19 protein-coding genes and 1 rRNA gene are annotated in these 16,893 nt (G+C 64.5%); 7 read left to right on the top strand and 13 right to left on the bottom strand.

Translation table 11 applies throughout. The features are described 5' to 3' along the window. The 12 genes from VI123_RS18930 to VI123_RS18875 all read right to left on the bottom strand — a co-directional run. Positions 1-117: ribosomal RNA gene (locus VI123_RS18930) — 16S ribosomal RNA — on the bottom strand; the annotation flags it as partial. Positions 118-707: 590 nt separating this feature from the next. After that, the gene (locus tag VI123_RS18925) at positions 708-1,004 is read right to left on the bottom strand and encodes a translation initiation factor eIF-1A (protein WP_049919665.1); all 297 of its coding nucleotides are present in this window, start codon (positions 1,002-1,004) and stop codon (positions 708-710) included. Between the two features lie 146 nt (positions 1,005-1,150). Continuing rightward, positions 1,151-1,387: a UPF0058 family protein gene (locus VI123_RS18920; RefSeq protein ID WP_336339631.1), complete on the bottom strand. Its 237-nt coding sequence runs from the start codon at positions 1,385-1,387 to the stop codon at positions 1,151-1,153. Between the two features lie 498 nt (positions 1,388-1,885). Then, positions 1,886-2,626, bottom strand: a complete 741-nt coding sequence (locus VI123_RS18915; RefSeq protein ID WP_336339630.1) for a DUF7289 family protein — start codon at positions 2,624-2,626, stop codon at positions 1,886-1,888. Further along, positions 2,623-3,084, bottom strand: coding sequence for a DUF7266 family protein (locus VI123_RS18910; RefSeq protein WP_336339629.1), 462 nt, complete (start codon positions 3,082-3,084; stop codon positions 2,623-2,625). The genes VI123_RS18915 and VI123_RS18910 overlap by 4 nt, the downstream gene beginning before the upstream one ends. Next, a complete protein-coding gene (locus tag VI123_RS18905; protein ID WP_336339628.1) occupies positions 3,081-3,971 on the bottom strand; it encodes a hypothetical protein in 891 nt (296 codons plus the stop codon). Before VI123_RS18905 ends, VI123_RS18910 begins: the two co-directional genes overlap by 4 nt. Further along, positions 3,965-4,537: a DUF7288 family protein gene (locus tag VI123_RS18900; protein ID WP_336339632.1), complete on the bottom strand. Its 573-nt coding sequence runs from the start codon at positions 4,535-4,537 to the stop codon at positions 3,965-3,967. The genes VI123_RS18905 and VI123_RS18900 overlap by 7 nt, the downstream gene beginning before the upstream one ends. A gap of 2 nt (positions 4,538-4,539) precedes the next feature. Then, positions 4,540-5,058: a DUF7287 family protein gene (locus VI123_RS18895; protein WP_336339627.1), complete on the bottom strand. Its 519-nt coding sequence runs from the start codon at positions 5,056-5,058 to the stop codon at positions 4,540-4,542. A gap of 56 nt (positions 5,059-5,114) precedes the next feature. Beyond that, positions 5,115-7,151, bottom strand: a complete 2,037-nt coding sequence (locus tag VI123_RS18890) for a type II secretion system F family protein (protein ID WP_336339626.1) — start codon at positions 7,149-7,151, stop codon at positions 5,115-5,117. After that, positions 7,148-9,634, bottom strand: coding sequence for a type II/IV secretion system ATPase subunit (locus tag VI123_RS18885; protein WP_336339625.1), 2,487 nt, complete (start codon positions 9,632-9,634; stop codon positions 7,148-7,150). The genes VI123_RS18890 and VI123_RS18885 overlap by 4 nt, the downstream gene beginning before the upstream one ends. Positions 9,635-9,771: 137 nt before the next feature. Then, on the bottom strand, positions 9,772-10,917 hold the full coding sequence (locus tag VI123_RS18880; protein WP_336339624.1) for a pyridoxal phosphate-dependent aminotransferase: 1,146 nt from the start codon (positions 10,915-10,917) through the stop codon (positions 9,772-9,774). Next, the gene (locus VI123_RS18875) at positions 10,914-11,408 is read right to left on the bottom strand and encodes an Lrp/AsnC family transcriptional regulator (protein WP_336339623.1); all 495 of its coding nucleotides are present in this window, start codon (positions 11,406-11,408) and stop codon (positions 10,914-10,916) included. The genes VI123_RS18880 and VI123_RS18875 overlap by 4 nt, the downstream gene beginning before the upstream one ends. Before the next feature lie 116 nt (positions 11,409-11,524). Here VI123_RS18875 and VI123_RS18870 point away from each other — a divergent pair, with 116 nt between their 5' ends. From VI123_RS18870 to dhaM, 5 genes are all read left to right on the top strand, one after another. Beyond that, positions 11,525-11,857 (top strand): hypothetical protein, encoded by a 333-nt coding sequence (locus tag VI123_RS18870; protein WP_336339622.1) that lies wholly within the window; start codon positions 11,525-11,527, stop codon positions 11,855-11,857. Between the two features lie 68 nt (positions 11,858-11,925). Continuing rightward, on the top strand, positions 11,926-12,516 hold the full coding sequence (locus VI123_RS18865; protein WP_336339621.1) for a thioredoxin family protein: 591 nt from the start codon (positions 11,926-11,928) through the stop codon (positions 12,514-12,516). A gap of 137 nt (positions 12,517-12,653) precedes the next feature. Beyond that, entirely contained in the window at positions 12,654-13,652 is a 999-nt protein-coding gene (gene dhaK / locus VI123_RS18860) for a dihydroxyacetone kinase subunit DhaK (protein WP_336339620.1), read from the top strand. Further along, complete coding sequence (gene dhaL, locus VI123_RS18855) at positions 13,649-14,356, top strand: dihydroxyacetone kinase subunit DhaL (protein WP_336339619.1); 708 nt, start codon at positions 13,649-13,651, stop codon at positions 14,354-14,356. Before dhaK ends, dhaL begins: the two co-directional genes overlap by 4 nt. Continuing rightward, the gene (gene dhaM, locus VI123_RS18850) at positions 14,356-14,736 is read left to right on the top strand and encodes a dihydroxyacetone kinase phosphoryl donor subunit DhaM (protein WP_336339618.1); all 381 of its coding nucleotides are present in this window, start codon (positions 14,356-14,358) and stop codon (positions 14,734-14,736) included. The genes dhaL and dhaM overlap by 1 nt, the downstream gene beginning before the upstream one ends. A gap of 53 nt (positions 14,737-14,789) precedes the next feature. Here the strand turns inward: dhaM and VI123_RS18845 are convergent, their stop codons facing one another. Next, positions 14,790-14,948, bottom strand: a complete 159-nt coding sequence (locus VI123_RS18845) for a hypothetical protein (RefSeq protein ID WP_336339617.1) — start codon at positions 14,946-14,948, stop codon at positions 14,790-14,792. 183 nt (positions 14,949-15,131) lie between these two features. Here VI123_RS18845 and VI123_RS18840 point away from each other — a divergent pair, with 183 nt between their 5' ends. Together VI123_RS18840 and VI123_RS18835 are read left to right on the top strand one after the other, a co-directional pair. Then, complete coding sequence (locus VI123_RS18840) at positions 15,132-16,175, top strand: DUF7504 family protein (RefSeq protein ID WP_336339616.1); 1,044 nt, start codon at positions 15,132-15,134, stop codon at positions 16,173-16,175. A 43-nt stretch (positions 16,176-16,218) separates the two neighbouring features. After that, positions 16,219-16,887 (top strand): O-methyltransferase, encoded by a 669-nt coding sequence (locus VI123_RS18835; RefSeq protein WP_336339615.1) that lies wholly within the window; start codon positions 16,219-16,221, stop codon positions 16,885-16,887. The last annotated feature ends 6 nt before the right edge of the window (positions 16,888-16,893 follow it).

The following is a 16,893-nucleotide window of genomic DNA, read 5'->3' as shown; positions in this document are numbered from 1 at the left end:
CTGTAGGGTAGTTTGGCCACGTGTTACTGAGCTATATGCCACGAGTCTAAACTCGTGCGACTAGCATGGCTAAATCGGACTCCGATAGCAATGGCCTCCGGCAGGATCAACCGGAATGTGCTGATATACATCAGCGGCGGAAGTGGTTGCACTCCGTCGGAAGCAAACACACTGGTTCCTACGCCAGTGTTGACTACTGCATGGGTCCGTGGGCTCACATCAGATTCCATCTTGACGGCGGACCGCAGGGGTGGAATCCTCATGGGATGAGACCTCGCCGACCCCAGAAGGGAAAGCGAGAGTCTCTCGTGGCTCGGGCCGACCCAGGTGGCCGGCCGAGCGTGTCGACCCGGGCTTGCTGCCCGGTGCGACCTTCGCATTAGTTCAGAAGACGGGGGAACATATAAATGAATCGTCTCGGACCCGCCCTGTGTAGCACACACACGACGCATACGTAACGTGATGGCGTGACACAGATAACCGCAAGACAGCGACCGACTGTCGATGAACTAACGTATAGTAGTATTCGAGTTCTGACATAGAGCTCGAACCACGAATTTCGATCAGCCATTATATATCAATCGGGAGACGTACGAGCCGCTCGGGACACGCCCGACACAGTCGGGACTACTACGCGATGACTTCCATGCGGGCCGGGAGAGAACTATCTCGCTGTCGTTGCGAACCGAACGTGTCCAGTGGTAAAATTAGGCGGTCAGCGAGTCGATGTGGCCTTCCGAACGGAGCTGGTCGGCGTCCTGCCCCTTGTAGCGCCATTCGATGTTGGCCTTCTCGTCTTGCCAGTCCCACGGTTCGGCGAGAACGATGTCGTCCTCGTTAATCCAGGTCCGGAACTTCATCCGGCCCGGAATCCGGCCGAGTCGGGTCTCGCCGTCCTCACAGCGGATACGGACGTGGTTCCCGCCAAGGTGTTCTGTTACGACTGCGAACATCTCGTCACTTGTAGGCATGCGGAGGTTCCGCCGCCCTGAATCGTCGCTCACACTGGATGTACGGCTGCCTCCCGTATAAGTCGTTTGAGAGTCGGGATAGCGTGTACCATGGACTTTCGAAAACGCCCGCCTCAGGTACGAACACGCAACTATCGGGATGGGAAACGGTGAAAAGACTGCCGACAGTACGAGTCGTCTCAGTCGGCGGTCAGCGCCTGCGGCTCGTCCGCTTCTTCGGTCATGGCACCGGTCAGTTCGGAAGCGAGGGCGAACACCGCCTCCTTGTGGTCCGTCTTCGACTTGTGAATCGATGTCGGTTTGACGCCCAGGTCGGCGTACAGGTCGTGTTCGACGGTGGCGTCCGCTTCGTGCTCGTAGTGGTGCTGTACCTGTGCGAGAAGACTGTGAAGGTGAATGAGTTCTTGCTTCTTCATTAGTGTCCGTCCTTTTGGATTGGAGGGTAATAGTACTACCTTGCCAACGGCTCACACGTAGCTATCGTTCAGTAGCGGGTCCCACCAGTCTCAAATGCGAATATAGAGCCAGATACTGCTGAATACTCGTCTCCACACTCGGTTTGGAATATCGTTCGTAAAATCCGTCACACACGTCCTAACATTAAAATGAGACCACGGTCCGAATCGTGACAGTATGCGGTCACTGTGGTCTGAGGGTGAGTCGGTACTATCGCAGGCCCGTTGACCTGCGAATCTTTCTCAATCACGAAAGACTACGATAAGATATTGGTTTTCAAACACATCATGCTCGCCGGGGACGTACGAACACCTACGATGAACTGGAAGCACCCACGGGACGAGACTGCGACGATGGCGAAACAGGGCGAAACTACCAGCGGAGCCCGGTGGTCGTTCATCGCCGCGCGTACTGACTGGCGCGTAACGGTCTCTTTTACCACTGGGGGAGACTGCCACTCAGGTGACAGTACGGACCTCGACTGTCGTATCGTGGACGACAGCGCGGCTGATGCCCGTACACTGGTAGGTGTGGGGGTCCGAGTGGTTCGACCAGCTCGACAGTTCCTGTTCGAACAAGCGGTGCCACGCGTCCGGGTACGCGGTACCGGAGACGTTGACAGAGACGGTTGTCGCGGACGGCGACCGGCCAGCTCCCGGGGAAACGAGCGTCCTGTTTCGAATCGCGGTCTCGATGGTGACGCGGCCGGACGACGCGAAGTCGGTCCGGCCGTTGAGCGCGAGGACGGCGAGGTACGCACTGTCGGGGCTACACCTGAAGCTGGGCTCTCTCGAGACGACTGACCCCTCCTGCTGGACCCGGTACACCGCGCCGCCGGTGTAGACGATGTCCGTCCCCGCGTCGGTCTCCCGGACGAACGCCCCGGTCGAGATATTCGTCGTGTGCCCGTCGACGGTCACGTTCAACGTCGACGGCCGGAGAGAGAGGCCATGGCCCTGTAGTTTCATACTGGTAGTGCGTCGCGGGGCGTCGCCGCGGATATGGTCGTCCGTGGTCTCCGCGAACCCGACCATCGACGTCTCCGCGACGTCGGTCGTCGCGCCCCGCTGGACGGCGTCGAACGCACCGAGCCCACCGAGCGACACCAGCGCGATGGTGGTGACGATGATGCTGAAGGTGAGCGTAAACGCGAGCAGGTCGGAGACGCCGCGGTCGTGGCTCCGCTGGTCGTCACTCATCCATCGGTCACCGCCATACAGTCGGCCGTCGCGTTGTACGAAACCGCTAGCGGACCGCTAGAGACGACGGAGGGACAGACGCTGGTCTCGTTTCTGAACTGCACGACGGCGTACCGATTCAGCCCGGACGCGTTCGCGTACACGTGCGTGTGCGAACTATCCGATATTACCTCGACGTTGTACGCCTGGTCGGCGATTCGCTCGGGGTACATCGCGCGGAACGACACCGTGGTGTCGAGCGTCCCGGTCTCGAACGCGTCCAGACGGACCAGGTCCCGTGCGACGCCGTCGGCGACGTTCTCCAGCGCCTCCTGGGTCACCCGTTCGCGCTGTGAGTCGACCATCTGGCTCCCGCCGATGAGGAGACCGGTCACCAACAGCGACGTGATGCCGATGGTGAGCGCCTGCGTGACGGCCGGCGAGACAGCGCGGTCGTCGCCACGGAATCGAACGCTCATTCCTCTCCCACCTCCACGAACACAGTTCGGTTGTAGCTCGCAGACGGCGTGTCGTACGTCGCGTCGATGGCAGGGATGACCGGGTACGACGCCGTGTCCCCGGCGTCATAGCTTGTACCGGGGAAGTCGCCGACGGCAGCGAACCGGTACGTACCGCGTGCGCGGTTCCCCTTCTCGATACTGACAGTGTAGGGCGCGTCCAGCGTCTCGGTGAACGACGGGAACGTGCCGGGTGTTCCGCCGATATCACAGGTTCCGGCGAAGAGGTCGACGTCGGCGTCACCGGTCCCCGAGCAGGTAGCCGTCGAGCCGGAGGGTTGAGTGACCGTCACCTCCTTGTCGCCGGGTTCTGTCACGACCATCTCCCAGGTGTCGCCGTTGTCGCCGACCACTTTGACGATGAACTCACGCCCGACCCCGGGGATGCGCGTCACGGTCAGATTGAAGACGACGACGCGGTCAACGCTCCGGGCGATGTCCCAGTCGACGTTCGACCCCGTACCACCAGGTCGAGTGAACCGAGAGGAGGTCGTCTGGTTCACTTCGGTCCCGAGCGACGCCGACTCGTTCAGCGTCGCATTCAAGTAGGACCCACCGCTGTTTGCGACGACCCGGTTGTGCGTCCGCGTGTAGTTCCGAAGGGCACGCTCGTATCGCGCCTCGAACCCGTCGACGTCGTCGCCCCGCGTTTCGGCCGCGAGCCGTCCCAGGTCCCGCTCGACGGAGGCCTCGCGGTCGGCCGACCGTTCGATAGTGTCCGCGCTCCCGGTGGTCGTGATACCGTCGGTGACAGCGAGGCTGTGGGCAAACAGGATAGTGCTGAACACGACGATGGCGACGGCGATACCGCCTATCAACAGCAGCTGCCCGCGGTCGCTGGCTACCATACGACCAGACGCACCTCCACGACGTTGTAGACGACAGAGTCCGGCGTCGCGTCGGGAGCGAAGTACCCGTCGACGGCCGAGATTGGCGGACCGGTCCCGCTGCAGTCGCCGATTCGGGCGGGCATGTCGTCGGTCAGCGTCACCGTTTCAGTGGCAACGGCCGCGGCGACCGGTCGTTCGGCGACGTTCTCGTCCGTTTGCTGCGATGCGAGCGCGGTCCGCCGCGAGTCAGAGACAGGGTCCCAGTAGCTCAGGTAGAGATTGTACTGGGTGCCCTGGCGGTCGAAGGTCCGGTTCAGCATCGACTCGAACTCGGTGGCACTCCCGGTCTGATTGCCGTTAAGCGTCGGCGTCCCGACGCTGTAACAGGCCGTCGCGTTGCGCAACGCGCCGGTCTCGGCCGCCAGCGACAGCGTGTCGCTGGCGCGGGTCTCCAGTGCTGCCGTCCGTTGCTGGGAGCCCGTCTGGAACGGGCCGGTGTCGACGGCCGACAGGCCGTAGACGGTCGCCGTCACGACGACGATGGCCGCGAGAACGCCTTCGAGCGTGTACGCCTGGCCCCGCATCGCTACCACACCCTCACGACGAGCCAGCAGACCGGGTCACACTGGTCCGTGTTCGTCAGTTTCACCACGCGGGCCGTCGACGCGACGTTCTGCTGCCCGGCGACCGACGGTCCCCAGGTGAGCGTGTCGCCGTCGTCGGCCGCTGGAGTCCGTGCCCCGGCACCGAGCGTCGACGCGTTGACTATCGTCACGTTCACGCGCGGGTTCACCCGCCGCTCCGTGGCGACGATGAGCCCGGCCCGCTCTTTGAACTCGCGGAGGTCGTCTGTATCCGAACTGAGCGACGCGTTCATCCCGCCGCTCGCGTTGTAGCGGACGTGGTTGCGCGTGCCCTGGACGGAGTAGTTCTCGACGAGGTACGTCGCCGCTCTGTCCGCAATCGGTTGGTTGCGCTGTACGTCCGGGGATTCGTACACGCCGACCGCACTGCCCTGTACGAACGCTAACACCCCGATGACCGTCACGAGCAGGACGCTCACCCCCACGGCGAAGTCCTGCGGTGTCTGTGCTCTCGTATCCATCTCCCACACACCCTGTTTGCTGTTTGTTACTCAACCGTCGAACCGCGGGCGGGTCGCTAGCCCACGGCTATCCACACCACCAGTGCAATCGTCGACAGGACGACCGCGAACTTCACGCCGGCGACGAGCTTCACTTCCCGGATGTAGCCGGCGATAAACGACGACAGCAGCGCCTGCAGCGTCACCGCGTGGAAGAACAGCATCGACAGCAGTTCCGTGTCGACGCTGCCACCGAACCCGCCGCCGGGAGCGCTCGAACTGCCCGCCCCGGAAGCCTGGGTCGCAAGCCCGGCCATCACGTCCAGGAACTGCGTCTTCAGCAGCGCCATCACGCCCAGCAGCGTCAGGTAGGTCATCAGGATGATGACCGTCTGCATCCGCGTGCGCGACTTCCGTTCCCGTTCGATATCGTCCTGGTTCTCCGAGGCCTGAGCCGCCGTCGAGAGCACGTCCTGAATCTGGCTGGAGGCCTCCTGGGCCTCCGCGATGAGCTTTATCGTCCGTGCCAGCCGCGGGACGTGGTACTTGTTGTTGAACTCCCGGAGCGCGTCCTTCAGGCTCGTCCCGTAGTTGACCTTCGCGTGGATGGTCTCGAACTCGTCGGAGAGCTTCCCAGAGGAGGTCTCCGAGACCACTTTGACCGACTCAAGCAGCGTCATCCCGGTGTCGTTGGCCGACGCGAGCTTCCGGAGGTTCTCCGAGAGCTTCCCAATAATCGCCTTCCGGGAACGCTGGTTCCACTCGTAAAAGACCATCAGCGGGACGAAGTTGAGGTACATCGGCACGTACACCCAGAAGAACGTCGAGCGGACGGGAACGGCTATCATCCCGTCGAGGGAGAGCGGTGCCCACCCGACGACGATGGCCGCGACGACGGCGAGAATCGACAGCGGGACGGTCAGCCACAGCACCAACAGCGGGTGGTCACGGAAGAACAGGTCGGGCCGTTTGAGGATGGCCAGCAGTTCGTGGGTCCCCTCCCGGCTCTTTATCCGGTCGAAGACGCTGTAGGTCCCCGTGTAGCTCTCGATGAGTCCGAGGTTGAACACGCCCACGCCCTCGTCGACGACGAGTTCCTTCTCGCCGGGACTCGAACGTAGATAGCCGTCCCCGATAGAGTCCTGCGTGACAGTCGAGACGAGGACGAGAAACCCCAGGCCGGTCAGGGGAATCAGCCCGTAGACGGTCCCGTAGATGAGCGACTTCTGGGCGTTGCCCATCATCGACATGATGACCAGGATGATGATGAGAAGCAGCGGGAACAGCGAGAGGGTCATGTACATCTCGCCGAACAGCTCCAGCGTCTCCAGCATCTTCTCCTGTTCCTGCCGGGCCGTTCGCATGTGCTTTTCCTTCTGGTCTTCGAGGAACGAGGTCATGTCACCGCCGGAGTTGATGATAGAGAGCATGTCCGTCAGGAACTGCGACAGTTCGTCCGACGGCGTCTGCAGCGCCTGGTTCCGGACGGCGGTCCGGTAATCCGTATCGAAGTACTCCGTCTCCAGCACGATGGACTGGAACTCCTTTGCCACCTCCCCGTACGTGTCTTCGGCCCGCCCCATCGACTGTAGGATTTCGAGCTGGTTCAGTCCCCCCACGGACAGCGCGTACATGAACGAAATCGAGTCGGACAGCAGGACGTTGATTTCCCGCTCGCGGGCGCTCGCCCGGAAATACGGAATCGACACCAGCGACCCGAACCCGATGCCGAACCCGATGGCTCCGAAGACGACCCCCGTCGTGAGCACGAGGAAGGGCAGTTTCAACATGTCCAGGATGGCCGAGACGTTCTCGGGGACGGGGATGCCGATGAGCGTCGGCGCTTCTCCGCCCGCAAAGAGCAACTGGACGAGCAGGTAGCCCAGGAACGTCCCGACCAGCCACAGCGCGAGGCCCGCGATGATGCCGACCGCGAGCGCGCGTGCGAGGAACATCTCCACGTTGTCGGCCATCCGGGCCTCGCCGAGCTTGTTCTCGACGCTGCTGACGAAGTCGCCCTCGTCGTCGAACACCATCTGGTACGCCGGGTAGAACGTGTCACCGAGCGCGCCGCCACTGCCCACCTGTTGCTGGCTCGGTGTGTCGAGGCTCATTCCCTGTCCGCCTCCGCCCCGGCCTTCGGAACGAACTGGCCGAACTCGATGCTGTCTTCGTCGGCGCTGTCGTCGGATTCGTCCATCAGCGCCGAGACGATGTCCGGCGTCTCACGGCTCTTGTACGTGTTAAACAGCGGCTGGGCGTTGTCGAGCACCGCCTTGGTCTCCTCGACCATCTCCGGCGGGGCGTCGGGCCGGGGCACCATCTCCTCTTTCTCCGGGTCGATATCGATTTTGACCGACTCCATCTCCCGGAGGTCCTCAAGCGACAGTTCGAGCTGGTCGTTGGCGATGAGCGTGAGGATGGTGTCGGGGTCGTTGATGAACGCCTGGATGGTCGCCGCGACCTGCGTGTAGGTGTTCAGCCCCTTCTCGATGAGGTACGCGAGGACGACCTTGCGCTTGAACAGTTCCTCGTCGAGTTTGTCCTGGGTCCACCCGCGGTCGAACTTGATTTCTTCGAGGGTGTTGGAGTTCCCCATCTGGATGTACTCGTCCGTCTCGGCGCGCCACTCGTAGACGTCCCGGACGTTGATTTCGTCGTTCTCGGCGGAGTACTCGTTGATCTCGGTCAGGGACTTGTTCCGGCGGACCTTGTTGCCGTCGACCCGGGTCTGGGTCTGAATCGAGACGAGGTCCAGCGCCGTAAACAACGTCTTCGAGACGTTAATCGGTTCGGTGGTGAACCGCTTGATGACCTCGCCGACGGAGTCGGCGTGGAAGGTGGTGTAGGTGGTGTGCCCGGTCGACATGACCTGGAACAGCGTCCGGCCCTCCTCGCCACGAATCTCACCCATGACGATGTAGTCGGGCCGCTGGCGGAGCGCGGCCTCCAGCAGGTCGAACTCGTCGACGTCGCCCTTGTCGTCCTCGCCGAAGGATGGGCGGGTGACGCTGGCCACCCAGTTTCGCTGGGGGAGTTCGACCTCCCGCGTGTCCTCGATGGAGACGATTTTCGAGTTCGATGGGATGAACAGCGAGACGGCGTTCAGGCTCGTCGTCTTCCCGGAGGCGGTACCACCGGCGAAGATGAGGCTCTTGTTGTTCTCGATGCAGAGCCAGAGAAAGGCCATCTCGTCCAGCGAGAACGTGTTCCAGTTGATGAGGTCGATAGGGGTGAACGGCACGTCCTTGAACTGACGGATGGTGTAGTTGGTCCCGTGGTCAGACACCTCCCGGCCCAGGGTCAACTGGGCACGGGACCCGTCCGGCAGCGTCGCGTCGACCTGGGGCTGGCGCTTCGAGATGCCCTTGCCCGAGCGCTGGGCGAGCTTGACGACGAAATCGTCGAGTTCGCCCTCGCCGTGTTCGACGTTCGAGATTATCTGTTCGTAGTCGGTGTGGTAGACGAACACCCGGGAGTTGTACCCGTCACAGGAGATGTCCTCGACGTTGATGTCGTGTTTGACCCCGTCGATACGGGCGTAGCCGACGAAGTCCCGCTTGAGCATGTACAGCAGTTTCTCGACCTGGTACTCGTTTAGCTTCGGCTCGTCGTCTTCAAGGATAGCCGGCTCCGGGCGGGTGGAGATGCCGACGAGCTGTCCGGTCGTCTCGCTCTCGTCCTCGTCGTCGAGGCCGAACAGCTCCTTGACCTGGTCGAGCACGCCCGCTTCGCCGCCGGAGACCGGCCCGTTGTAGAGGTCGTACCGGGAGAGGAGCTGTTCGGCTTCCCGCTGGATGACCTGGGCGCGGTCGGCGTCGGTCCCCTGGACGATGACCTCGTCCTCCGAGTACTTGATGGCGGTCTTGAGCTTGCCCGAGAGGAACTCGCGGAGGTCGAGTTCGATGTCGGTGAGGTACGGCTCGATGACGTAGTACTTCTTCTCGTTTTCCTTCCGTGAGTGGAAGATGACGACGCAGGCGTAGGGTTTGTTTACCCAGTACCGCTCCAGTTCCTTGAAGTGGGACTTCTTCGACTGGGGGACGGCCTTTTCGAGGTCGTAGCGGTTGACGACGGTCGTGTGGCCCTCCCGCGTCGAGAAGAACGCGTCCTCGTCCAGTTCGGGGTTGACGTCGACGGTGTTCTCCTCGACGTACTCGTGTAGCTCGCTGGCGATGTCTTCGGCCGCGGACAGCCTGTTCTCGGTGTGTTCGGGGTCGAACTCCAGGAACTCGCTGGCGTCGAACGGGACGACCTCGCCGTCGCCGTCGCGGGGGAGGTCGCCGTCCTCGTAGTAGTACTCCTGTTTGAAATGCTCCCAGGTGTAGATGTCCTTCGCGACTGGCGTCGTCGTCGGGTCGAGGTACTCTTCAAAGGGGGCTTGCAGTGTCTTGCCGGCGCTCGCCGCGTCTTCGAGTCGCTGGCCGAGTTCCCGTGGCTCGAAGCCGAGGTACGCGCTCCGGTCGAACCGCCCCCCGTCGTGTACCTCCCGGCGGAGGTCGTCCCAGGTGTACTCGCCGACCCGGACGGGCTTGTCGGTCAGTCGGCCCCCATCGACCCCGTCTGCCTCACCTCCCCCGGTGTCATCGATAGCCATTGTTATTCATCTCCCGTTAGGCAGGAAAAAACTTTACCCCCACCTACTGTAGTCGAAAGAGAAGGTCCGGCTGTTCGTATCACGGTCTCCTTACGGTAGTAAGTCGACCATACTGAATGTTTCGCCGTTCTTAATTATCAGTCGAGGAACGACTCTATCCGGGCCATCGCTTCCTTGAGGTCGCCGAGACCGGTCGCGTACGACACCCGCAGGTGACCGGACCCGCCCGCCCCGAAGGCGGTCCCGGGCACGACCGCGACCCGCTCTTCCTGGAGCAGGCTCTCGGCGAACTCGCTTGCGTCGTCCCAGGGGCACTCGGGGAACGCGTAGAACGCCCCGGCCGCCGGGAAACAGTCCAGCCCCATCTCCTCGAAGCGCGTGAGGACGTACTTCCGCCGGCGGTCGTACTGGGCGGCCATGTCAGTGACCTCGTCCCGGCAGTTGTCAAGCGCCTCGATGGCAGCGTGCTGGGCCGTCGTCGGGGCCGAGAGCATCGAGTACTGGTGGATGCGGTTCATCGCCTCGATTGCCGCCGGCGGGGCCATCGCGTACCCCAGCCTGAACCCCGTCATCGCGAAGGCCTTCGAGAAGCCGTTGAACACGACGGTCCGCTCGCGCATCTCGGGGAGCGTGGCGATGGACGTGTGGTCGTGTTCGTACGTGAGGTCGGCGTATATCTCGTCGGCGAACACCAGCAGGTCGTGCTCCCGGCAGAAGGCCGCGACGGCGGCCATCTCCTCGTCGGTCATCGTCGCCCCGGTCGGGTTGTTCGGGTAGCAGTACACGAGGGCGTCCGCCTCGGCCGCGCCGGACGACTCCAGCACCTCCCGGGTGAGTTTGAACTCGTCTTCCGCGCGCGTGGGAACGTCGACCACGTCGATACCGGCGAACGTCGCGCCGGGGACGTACGAGACGTAGCAGGGCTGGGCGATGGCGACGGAGTCCCCGGGGTTCAACAGCGCCCGGAAAGCCAGGTCTATGCCCTCGCTCGCGCCCGCCGTGACGAGGATTTCCTCGTCGGGGTCGTACTGCAGGCCGTGTGTCGCCGCCTCGTAGTCGGCGATACGCTCCCGGAGCTCCCGTTTCCCCCGATTGGCGGTGTAGGAGGTCTGGCCGCGTTCGAGCGACGCGATGGCGGCTTCGCGGGCCGCCCACGGGGCCGAGAAGTCCGGTTCGCCGACGCCGAGCGAGATGATGTCGTCCATCTCCTCGGCCAGTTCGAAGAACCGACGGATACCGGAGGGCGGCACGCTGTCGACCCTGTCTGCCGGTTCGAACGTCATGGTGAGACGGACAGCCGGTCGTCGTCGTCGTGGTCGTCGAACTCCATCCCCTGTTCCTTGTACGACTCCATGATGTAGTGGGTGACCGTCTGCGTGATTTCGGGAATCGGCGCGATTTTGTCGCTGATGAAATGCGACACCTCGCGCATCGAATCGCCCTGGACCTCCAGGTCGAAGTCGTAGTCACCGCTGACGAGGCGCAGCGAGGTCACCTCCGGGAACTTTGCGATGCGGTCCGAGATGTCGTCGTAGCTGGTCTCCCGGTCCAGCGTGACGTTGAGTTCGACGGTGGCGCGGACCCGCTCCTCGTCGCTCTCGACCGCGTTCCAGTCGACGACTGCCTGATAGCCGCGGATGATACCCGCCTCCTCGAACTCCTCGATAATCTCGGCTACCTCGCTCTCGGAGTAGTCGGTCAACCGAGCGATGTCCTCGGTCGTGTAGCGGGCGTTCTCCCGTAGCAGGTCGAGTATCTCGCGGCGACTGCTCATACAGTGGCAGGAGAGTGACGCGGACAAAAGCCTTGCTCAATAGTGGGAGAGGGTCACACCGTCCGCGGACGGGTCACCGGGCAGTTTTAATATCGTTGCGAGTTAGGCTTCGGGTAATGTTCGAAGAGGGTGGTCAGCGCTCGGGGTCCGACACGGGATGGGCACACGTGGCGAACCACGACAAGGCGGCGACGGTCATCGACACGATACTCCGGCTCGACGCGGACGAGACGTACACCAAGACGGCCCTGAGCGAGGCGGCCGGCGTGCCGCTGAAGACGCTGTACCTCGACGGGACGCTCGAAGAACTAGTGACGGTCGGTCTGCTGGAAAAACACGAAGCAGAGGGGCAGGAGACGCTGTTCTCGGTCGACGACGGGAGCGCGGCCTTCGAGGCCGCGAAAGCCTTCGACGCCGCGGCCGCGACGCGCGAGGACGCAAGCGAGTAAGACGGCCGTCACAGCGAGTCGTTCCGGCGTCCGTGGACTTTTAGCGCCGACAACCCTACTGTGTGTCGATGGTCTCAATCGATTCGGAGTCCGACGTACTCGGGCGTGGGGACGAAGCACCGACGTTCGAACTACCGGGGGCGGACGGGGACGCCCACTCACTGTCGGATTTCGCGGACAGGGAGGCACTGCTCGTCGTGTTTACCTGCAACCACTGTCCGTACGCGAAGGCGAAGGTAGACGAACTGAACCGCCTCGCGGCGGCGTACGACGACCTGGCCGTCGTCGGCATCAACGCCAACGACCCCGAGGAGTACCCCGACGACTCCTTCGAGCGGATGCAGGAACTCGTCGACCGCGGTGAGATACAGTACGACGCGTACCTGTTCGACGAGTCTCAGGCGGTCGCGGCCGCGTACGGCGCTCGCTGTACTCCCGACCCGTTCCTGTTCCGGAACGACGGCGGCACGTTCAAACTGGCCTACCACGGCCGCTTGGACGACGCGCCGAACCCGGACGACGAACCGAGCGAGCGGGAGATGGCCGCCCACGTCGAGACGCTACTGGACGGGGGCCAGGTCACGGCCGCCGAGAAGCCGTCCCGGGGCTGCTCGATAAAGTGGAAGCCCGGCAACGAACCGGCGTACTGGAACGCCTGATTCCGACGGCGGGGGAAGGCTCGCGAGCCGTATCGCTGGCGCGGTGGCCCGTGAACGCGGACGGACGTGTTTTTCGGCCAGACAGTCGGCTCTACGAGTACTTTTATGCGACGGTGAGTCATTCGTCAACATGGACCATGAAGAAGCTCATCAACGACGCGGAGACGGTGGTCGACGAGATGCTCGACGGGATGGTCGCGGCGTACCCGGACACGGTTCGTCGGTTGCCCGGCACGCAGGTGCTGGTCCGGGACGACGCGCCAGTCGACGGTGAGGTCGCCGTCGTCAGTGGCGGGGGCAGCGGCCACGAGCCGACACACGCCGGCTACCTCGGCGAGGGGATGCTCGACGGCGCGGCGGCCGGGGAAGTGTTCACCTCCCCGACGGCCGACGAACTCGAAGCGATGATAGACGCCTGCGACAGCGGCGCGGGCGTCCTGCTGGTCGTCAAGAACTACGAGGGCGACGTGATGAACTTCGAGACGGCTGGGGAGATGGCCGAGATGGAGGGCACGGCGGTGGCCGAGGTGGTAGTCGACGACGACGTGGCCGTCGAGGACTCGCTGTACACGAGCGGCCGCCGCGGCGTCTGCGGGACGATTCTCGTCCACAAGGCCGCCGGTGCGAAGGCCGCCGAAGGAGCGAGCCTGGACGAAGTCCAGCGGGTCGCACAGAAGGTCGTCGACAACGTCGGAACCATGGGGATGGCCCTCACCTCCTGTGTCACCCCCGAGAAGGGCGAGCCCACGTTCGACCTGGGCGACGACGAGATAGAGCTCGGCATCGGCATCCACGGCGAGCCGGGCGTCGAGCGGACGGGGACGATGTCGGCCGACGAGATTACCGACGAACTCACCGACGCCGTCTTCGAAGACCTCGAACTAGACTCCGGGCAGGCGGTCGTCACCATCGTCAACGGGATGGGCGGGACGCCACAGATGGAGCTGTTCGTCGTCAACCGACGCCTGCAGGAGCGCCTCGGCGAGCGCGATATCGAGACGTGGGACGCGTGGGTGGGGGACTACATGACCTCGCTGGACATGGCGGGCTGTTCGATTACGGTCTGTGCGGTCGACGACGAACTGAAGGAACTGCTGAGTGCGCCGGCCGAGACGCCGGCCCTGACAGTCCGATGAGTCCGGACAGCGACGCGGAAGCCGCCGTGACGGCCGTCGAGAACGTCGCGGAGCGTATCGAGGCCGAGCGCGAGCGGCTCACCGACCTCGACTCCGCCATCGGCGACGCCGACCACGGCGGGAACATGGCCCGCGGGTGGCAGGCGGCGGCCGAGGCGGTCGCAGACCTCGAAGACCCCGACATCGAGACAGTGGTCAAGACCGCCGGCAAGACACTGCTGTCGGAGGTCGGCGGGGCGTCGGGGCCGCTGTACGGCGGCTCGCTGGTGTTCGCCAGCGCGGAACTGACCGACGGTCTCACCGCCGAATCGGCCGTCGCCTTCGCGGAGACGTACCTGGAGAAGGTACAGGACCGCGGCGACGCCAGGGTCGGCGACAAGACGATGGTCGACGCGCTCGTCCCGGCGGTCCACACGTTCAAGAAGTCCGTCGAGACGGACGACCTGCCCCCGCTCGACGCGCTCGCGAAGGCCGTCGCGGCGGCCGAACGGGGCGTGGCGTTCACCGTCCCAATCCGGGCGTCGAAGGGGCGGGCGTCGTATCTCGGCTGGCGGTCGGTCGGTCACCAGGACCCGGGGGCGACGAGTACGCTGTACGTCATGGAGGAACTGCTGGCGACGGCGACGGCCCACCTCGACAGGGAAGCTCCGTCGGCCGACGCCAGTTCCCCGACGGTGCCCGACGCGGAGGCGAGCGAGGAGTAATGGTGGGGCTCGTCGTCGTGTCCCACAGCCACACTGCCGCGACGGGAATCGCCGAGGTCGCCGCGGAGATGGCGGGGGAGACGAACATCGAACCGGTCGGTGGTGACGGTGACGGCGGAATCGGGACCGTTCCCGACGACATCGAGGCGGCCCTCGCCGTCGCGGACGACGGGGACGGCGTCGTCGTCCTGGTCGACCTGGGCAGCGCCGTCATGAACGCCGAGGTGGCTATCGAACTGAGCGATATTGAGGCCGTGATAGCGGACGCGCCCGTCCTGGAGGGGGCGGTCAACGCGGCAGTGGCCGCGACCGGCCCGGACGCAACGCTCGAGGCCGTGCGCGACCAGGCCGAGGCGGCCCGGGACGTCGACAAGCTCTGAGGCGCGCCGCCGGGAGCACGTCCCGCCGGGGGCGACGGCCGCGCTCCGGACGGCTACACCTCGTCGAGCGAGTCGAACCCGCTCCAGCACTCGCAGTCGAGGTCGTCGATGGAGGTGACCTCGTCGGGGAACGAGCTTATCGGCATCCCGTCGTCGAACTCGTCGCACTCTGCGACGTGGATAGAGAAGTCGCCACTCGACATGATAGGCATGGTCGGCGCTTCGCCGTAACCTCGCAAAAAGCCTCGGACTCGGGATTGAGACGCGCACCGAGTACCACGGGTGCGCGGCCGTGGGCCGTCGTGGCGTCACGCCCCACTGTCGCACGATGCTGAACACTAAGGCAACCCTTATTTGTTGGTAGCTTTATGGTTCCTGATACGATACAATACGCAATGAACTCCGGGAGCGGGACTGGGGACCGGCCTCTCGGCGAGGCCGGGTCCGTGCTGATGCTGGCGCCCGATTCGAGCGACGCCGAACGGGAAGGGTGTGCCGGATTCTTTACCGATCAGGGCGTCAGTGAGTCGAAAGCCATCTGTGTCACGGTGTCGGAGTCGCCCGATTCCCGCCTCTCGCTGTGGCAACAGCACCTCGACGACGAGATGCCCGAGGAGGCGATAATCGTCGACGCCGGCAGCTCGCTCCCGGCGAACTCGCAGGCGGCGGCCTCGGGCGCGTTCCCCTCGCTGACGCTCGACACCCTCCCCGAGACCGTCGAGCCCATAGACATCGGCGCGACCGTCTCGCGCCACCTCGGCCGGCTGGAGGGGGCAGACACCCCGCTGCTTCTGTGCCTGCACTCGCTGACCGGGCTGCTGGAGTGTTGGGAGCGCGACCGCGTCATCACGCTGGTGACCGCGCTGAACCGGCAGTGCGCCGAGATGGACGTCAAGAGCCACCACCACATGGACCCGGAGGCCCACACGGAGGAGACGGTCGAGATGTTCCGGCCGCTGTACGACGTGGTGTACGAGTACCTCCCGGACCACGGCTGGACCGTCACGGCCGCGGCGAACGCCGACGAGGGGGAGACGCCGACGTTCCGGAACACCGTCACCCCGCCCGGCGGCGTCGGCAAGGGCGACCCGGAACAGCCCGAGACGATTCCGATTCCCTACTCGTTCGACCAGGTGCTCGAACTGATTTCCGCCCCGCGGCGGCGCAGCCTCCTGTATCACCTGAAAGACCGGTCGGAAAACGAGATGACGCTGGACGAACTCGTCGAGCGCGTCTACGAACGCGAGAAGGCCATCCCGGCCAGGGAGACGCCCCAGTCGCGCGACCAGGTGGGCGTGTCGCTGGCGCACAATCACCTGCCCCGACTGGACGACCTCGGGATTCTCTCCTACGAGTCGGCGGACAACACCGTCGAGTACTACCCCAATCCCGCCCTGGAGTCGGTCATCCGGTACGTCGAGCGCCTCGAACTCGGGTAGTCGCGCCCGACCATTTATGTGGCCGCTGTCGGCATAGCCTGGCATGGACGAGACGCCGCTCCCGGCGATCACAGAGCAGTTCGCCCGCACGATAGCGCCGGAAAGCGACCCGGTCATCGAGGAGATGGACGCCAAGGCCGACCTGGAGGGGTTCCCGACGGTCGGTCCCGCCGTCGGCGGCTGGCTCCGCCTCGTCGCCCGGATGGTCGACGCCGACCGGGTCTTCGAGTTCGGGTCGGGCTTTGGCTACTCGGCGTACTGGATGGCCCCCGCCGTCGGCGACGACGGACAGCTAGTCCTGACCGAAGTCGACGCCGACGAACTGGACGAGGCCCGCGAGTTCCTCGACCGCGGCGGGTTCGCCGACCGGGCCACCTTCGAACACGGGGACGCAATCGAGACCGTCGACCGCTACGACGGCCCGTTCGACGTGGTGCTCATCGACAACGAGAAACACCGGTACGTCGAGGCCTTCGAGGCGGTCCGGTCGAAGGTGCCGGTCGGCGGGGCCGTCGTCGCCGACAACATGATAGCGGCCGGGCCGCTGGAGTTCGAGGACGTGCGGGCGCTGCTTGCCGGCGACGACGTCGATGCCAACGAGACGAGCCGCGGCATCGCCGCGTATCTCGACCGCGTCGGCGGCGACCCGGCGTTCGAGACCGGGCTGTTGCCCCTCGGCGAGGGCGTCGCCGTGAGCGTCCGCGTCGAGTGATTCACC

The sequence above is a fragment of the Haloarcula sp. DT43 genome, from assembly GCF_037078405.1.
GTDB lineage: Archaea > Halobacteriota > Halobacteria > Halobacteriales > Haloarculaceae > Haloarcula > Haloarcula brevis.
This window is presented reverse-complemented; position numbering and strand designations above follow the sequence as displayed.

What these genes read in the sequence shown, in the direction of transcription:
- VI123_RS18920 (WP_336339631.1), bottom strand. Translation starts at nt 1,387, where the DNA reads ATGAAGAAGCAAGAACTCATTCACCTTCACAGTCTTCTCGCACAGGTA.
- VI123_RS18915 (WP_336339630.1), bottom strand. Translation starts at nt 2,626, where the DNA reads ATGAGTGACGACCAGCGGAGCCACGACCGCGGCGTCTCCGACCTGCTC.
- VI123_RS18910 (WP_336339629.1), bottom strand. Translation starts at nt 3,084, where the DNA reads ATGAGCGTTCGATTCCGTGGCGACGACCGCGCTGTCTCGCCGGCCGTC.
- VI123_RS18905 (WP_336339628.1), bottom strand. Translation starts at nt 3,971, where the DNA reads ATGGTAGCCAGCGACCGCGGGCAGCTGCTGTTGATAGGCGGTATCGCC.
- VI123_RS18900 (WP_336339632.1), bottom strand. Translation starts at nt 4,537, where the DNA reads ATGCGGGGCCAGGCGTACACGCTCGAAGGCGTTCTCGCGGCCATCGTC.
- VI123_RS18895 (WP_336339627.1), bottom strand. Translation starts at nt 5,058, where the DNA reads ATGGATACGAGAGCACAGACACCGCAGGACTTCGCCGTGGGGGTGAGC.
- VI123_RS18890 (WP_336339626.1), bottom strand. Translation starts at nt 7,151, where the DNA reads ATGAGCCTCGACACACCGAGCCAGCAACAGGTGGGCAGTGGCGGCGCG.
- VI123_RS18885 (WP_336339625.1), bottom strand. Translation starts at nt 9,634, where the DNA reads ATGGCTATCGATGACACCGGGGGAGGTGAGGCAGACGGGGTCGATGGG.
- VI123_RS18880 (WP_336339624.1), bottom strand. Translation starts at nt 10,917, where the DNA reads ATGACGTTCGAACCGGCAGACAGGGTCGACAGCGTGCCGCCCTCCGGT.
- VI123_RS18875 (WP_336339623.1), bottom strand. Translation starts at nt 11,408, where the DNA reads ATGAGCAGTCGCCGCGAGATACTCGACCTGCTACGGGAGAACGCCCGC.
- VI123_RS18870 (WP_336339622.1), top strand. Translation starts at nt 11,525, where the DNA reads ATGTTCGAAGAGGGTGGTCAGCGCTCGGGGTCCGACACGGGATGGGCA.
- VI123_RS18865 (WP_336339621.1), top strand. Translation starts at nt 11,926, where the DNA reads ATGGTCTCAATCGATTCGGAGTCCGACGTACTCGGGCGTGGGGACGAA.
- dhaK (WP_336339620.1), top strand. Translation starts at nt 12,654, where the DNA reads ATGAAGAAGCTCATCAACGACGCGGAGACGGTGGTCGACGAGATGCTC.
- dhaL (WP_336339619.1), top strand. Translation starts at nt 13,649, where the DNA reads ATGAGTCCGGACAGCGACGCGGAAGCCGCCGTGACGGCCGTCGAGAAC.
- dhaM (WP_336339618.1), top strand. Translation starts at nt 14,356, where the DNA reads ATGGTGGGGCTCGTCGTCGTGTCCCACAGCCACACTGCCGCGACGGGA.
- VI123_RS18845 (WP_336339617.1), bottom strand. Translation starts at nt 14,948, where the DNA reads ATGCCTATCATGTCGAGTGGCGACTTCTCTATCCACGTCGCAGAGTGC.
- VI123_RS18840 (WP_336339616.1), top strand. Translation starts at nt 15,132, where the DNA reads ATGAACTCCGGGAGCGGGACTGGGGACCGGCCTCTCGGCGAGGCCGGG.
- VI123_RS18835 (WP_336339615.1), top strand. Translation starts at nt 16,219, where the DNA reads ATGGACGAGACGCCGCTCCCGGCGATCACAGAGCAGTTCGCCCGCACG.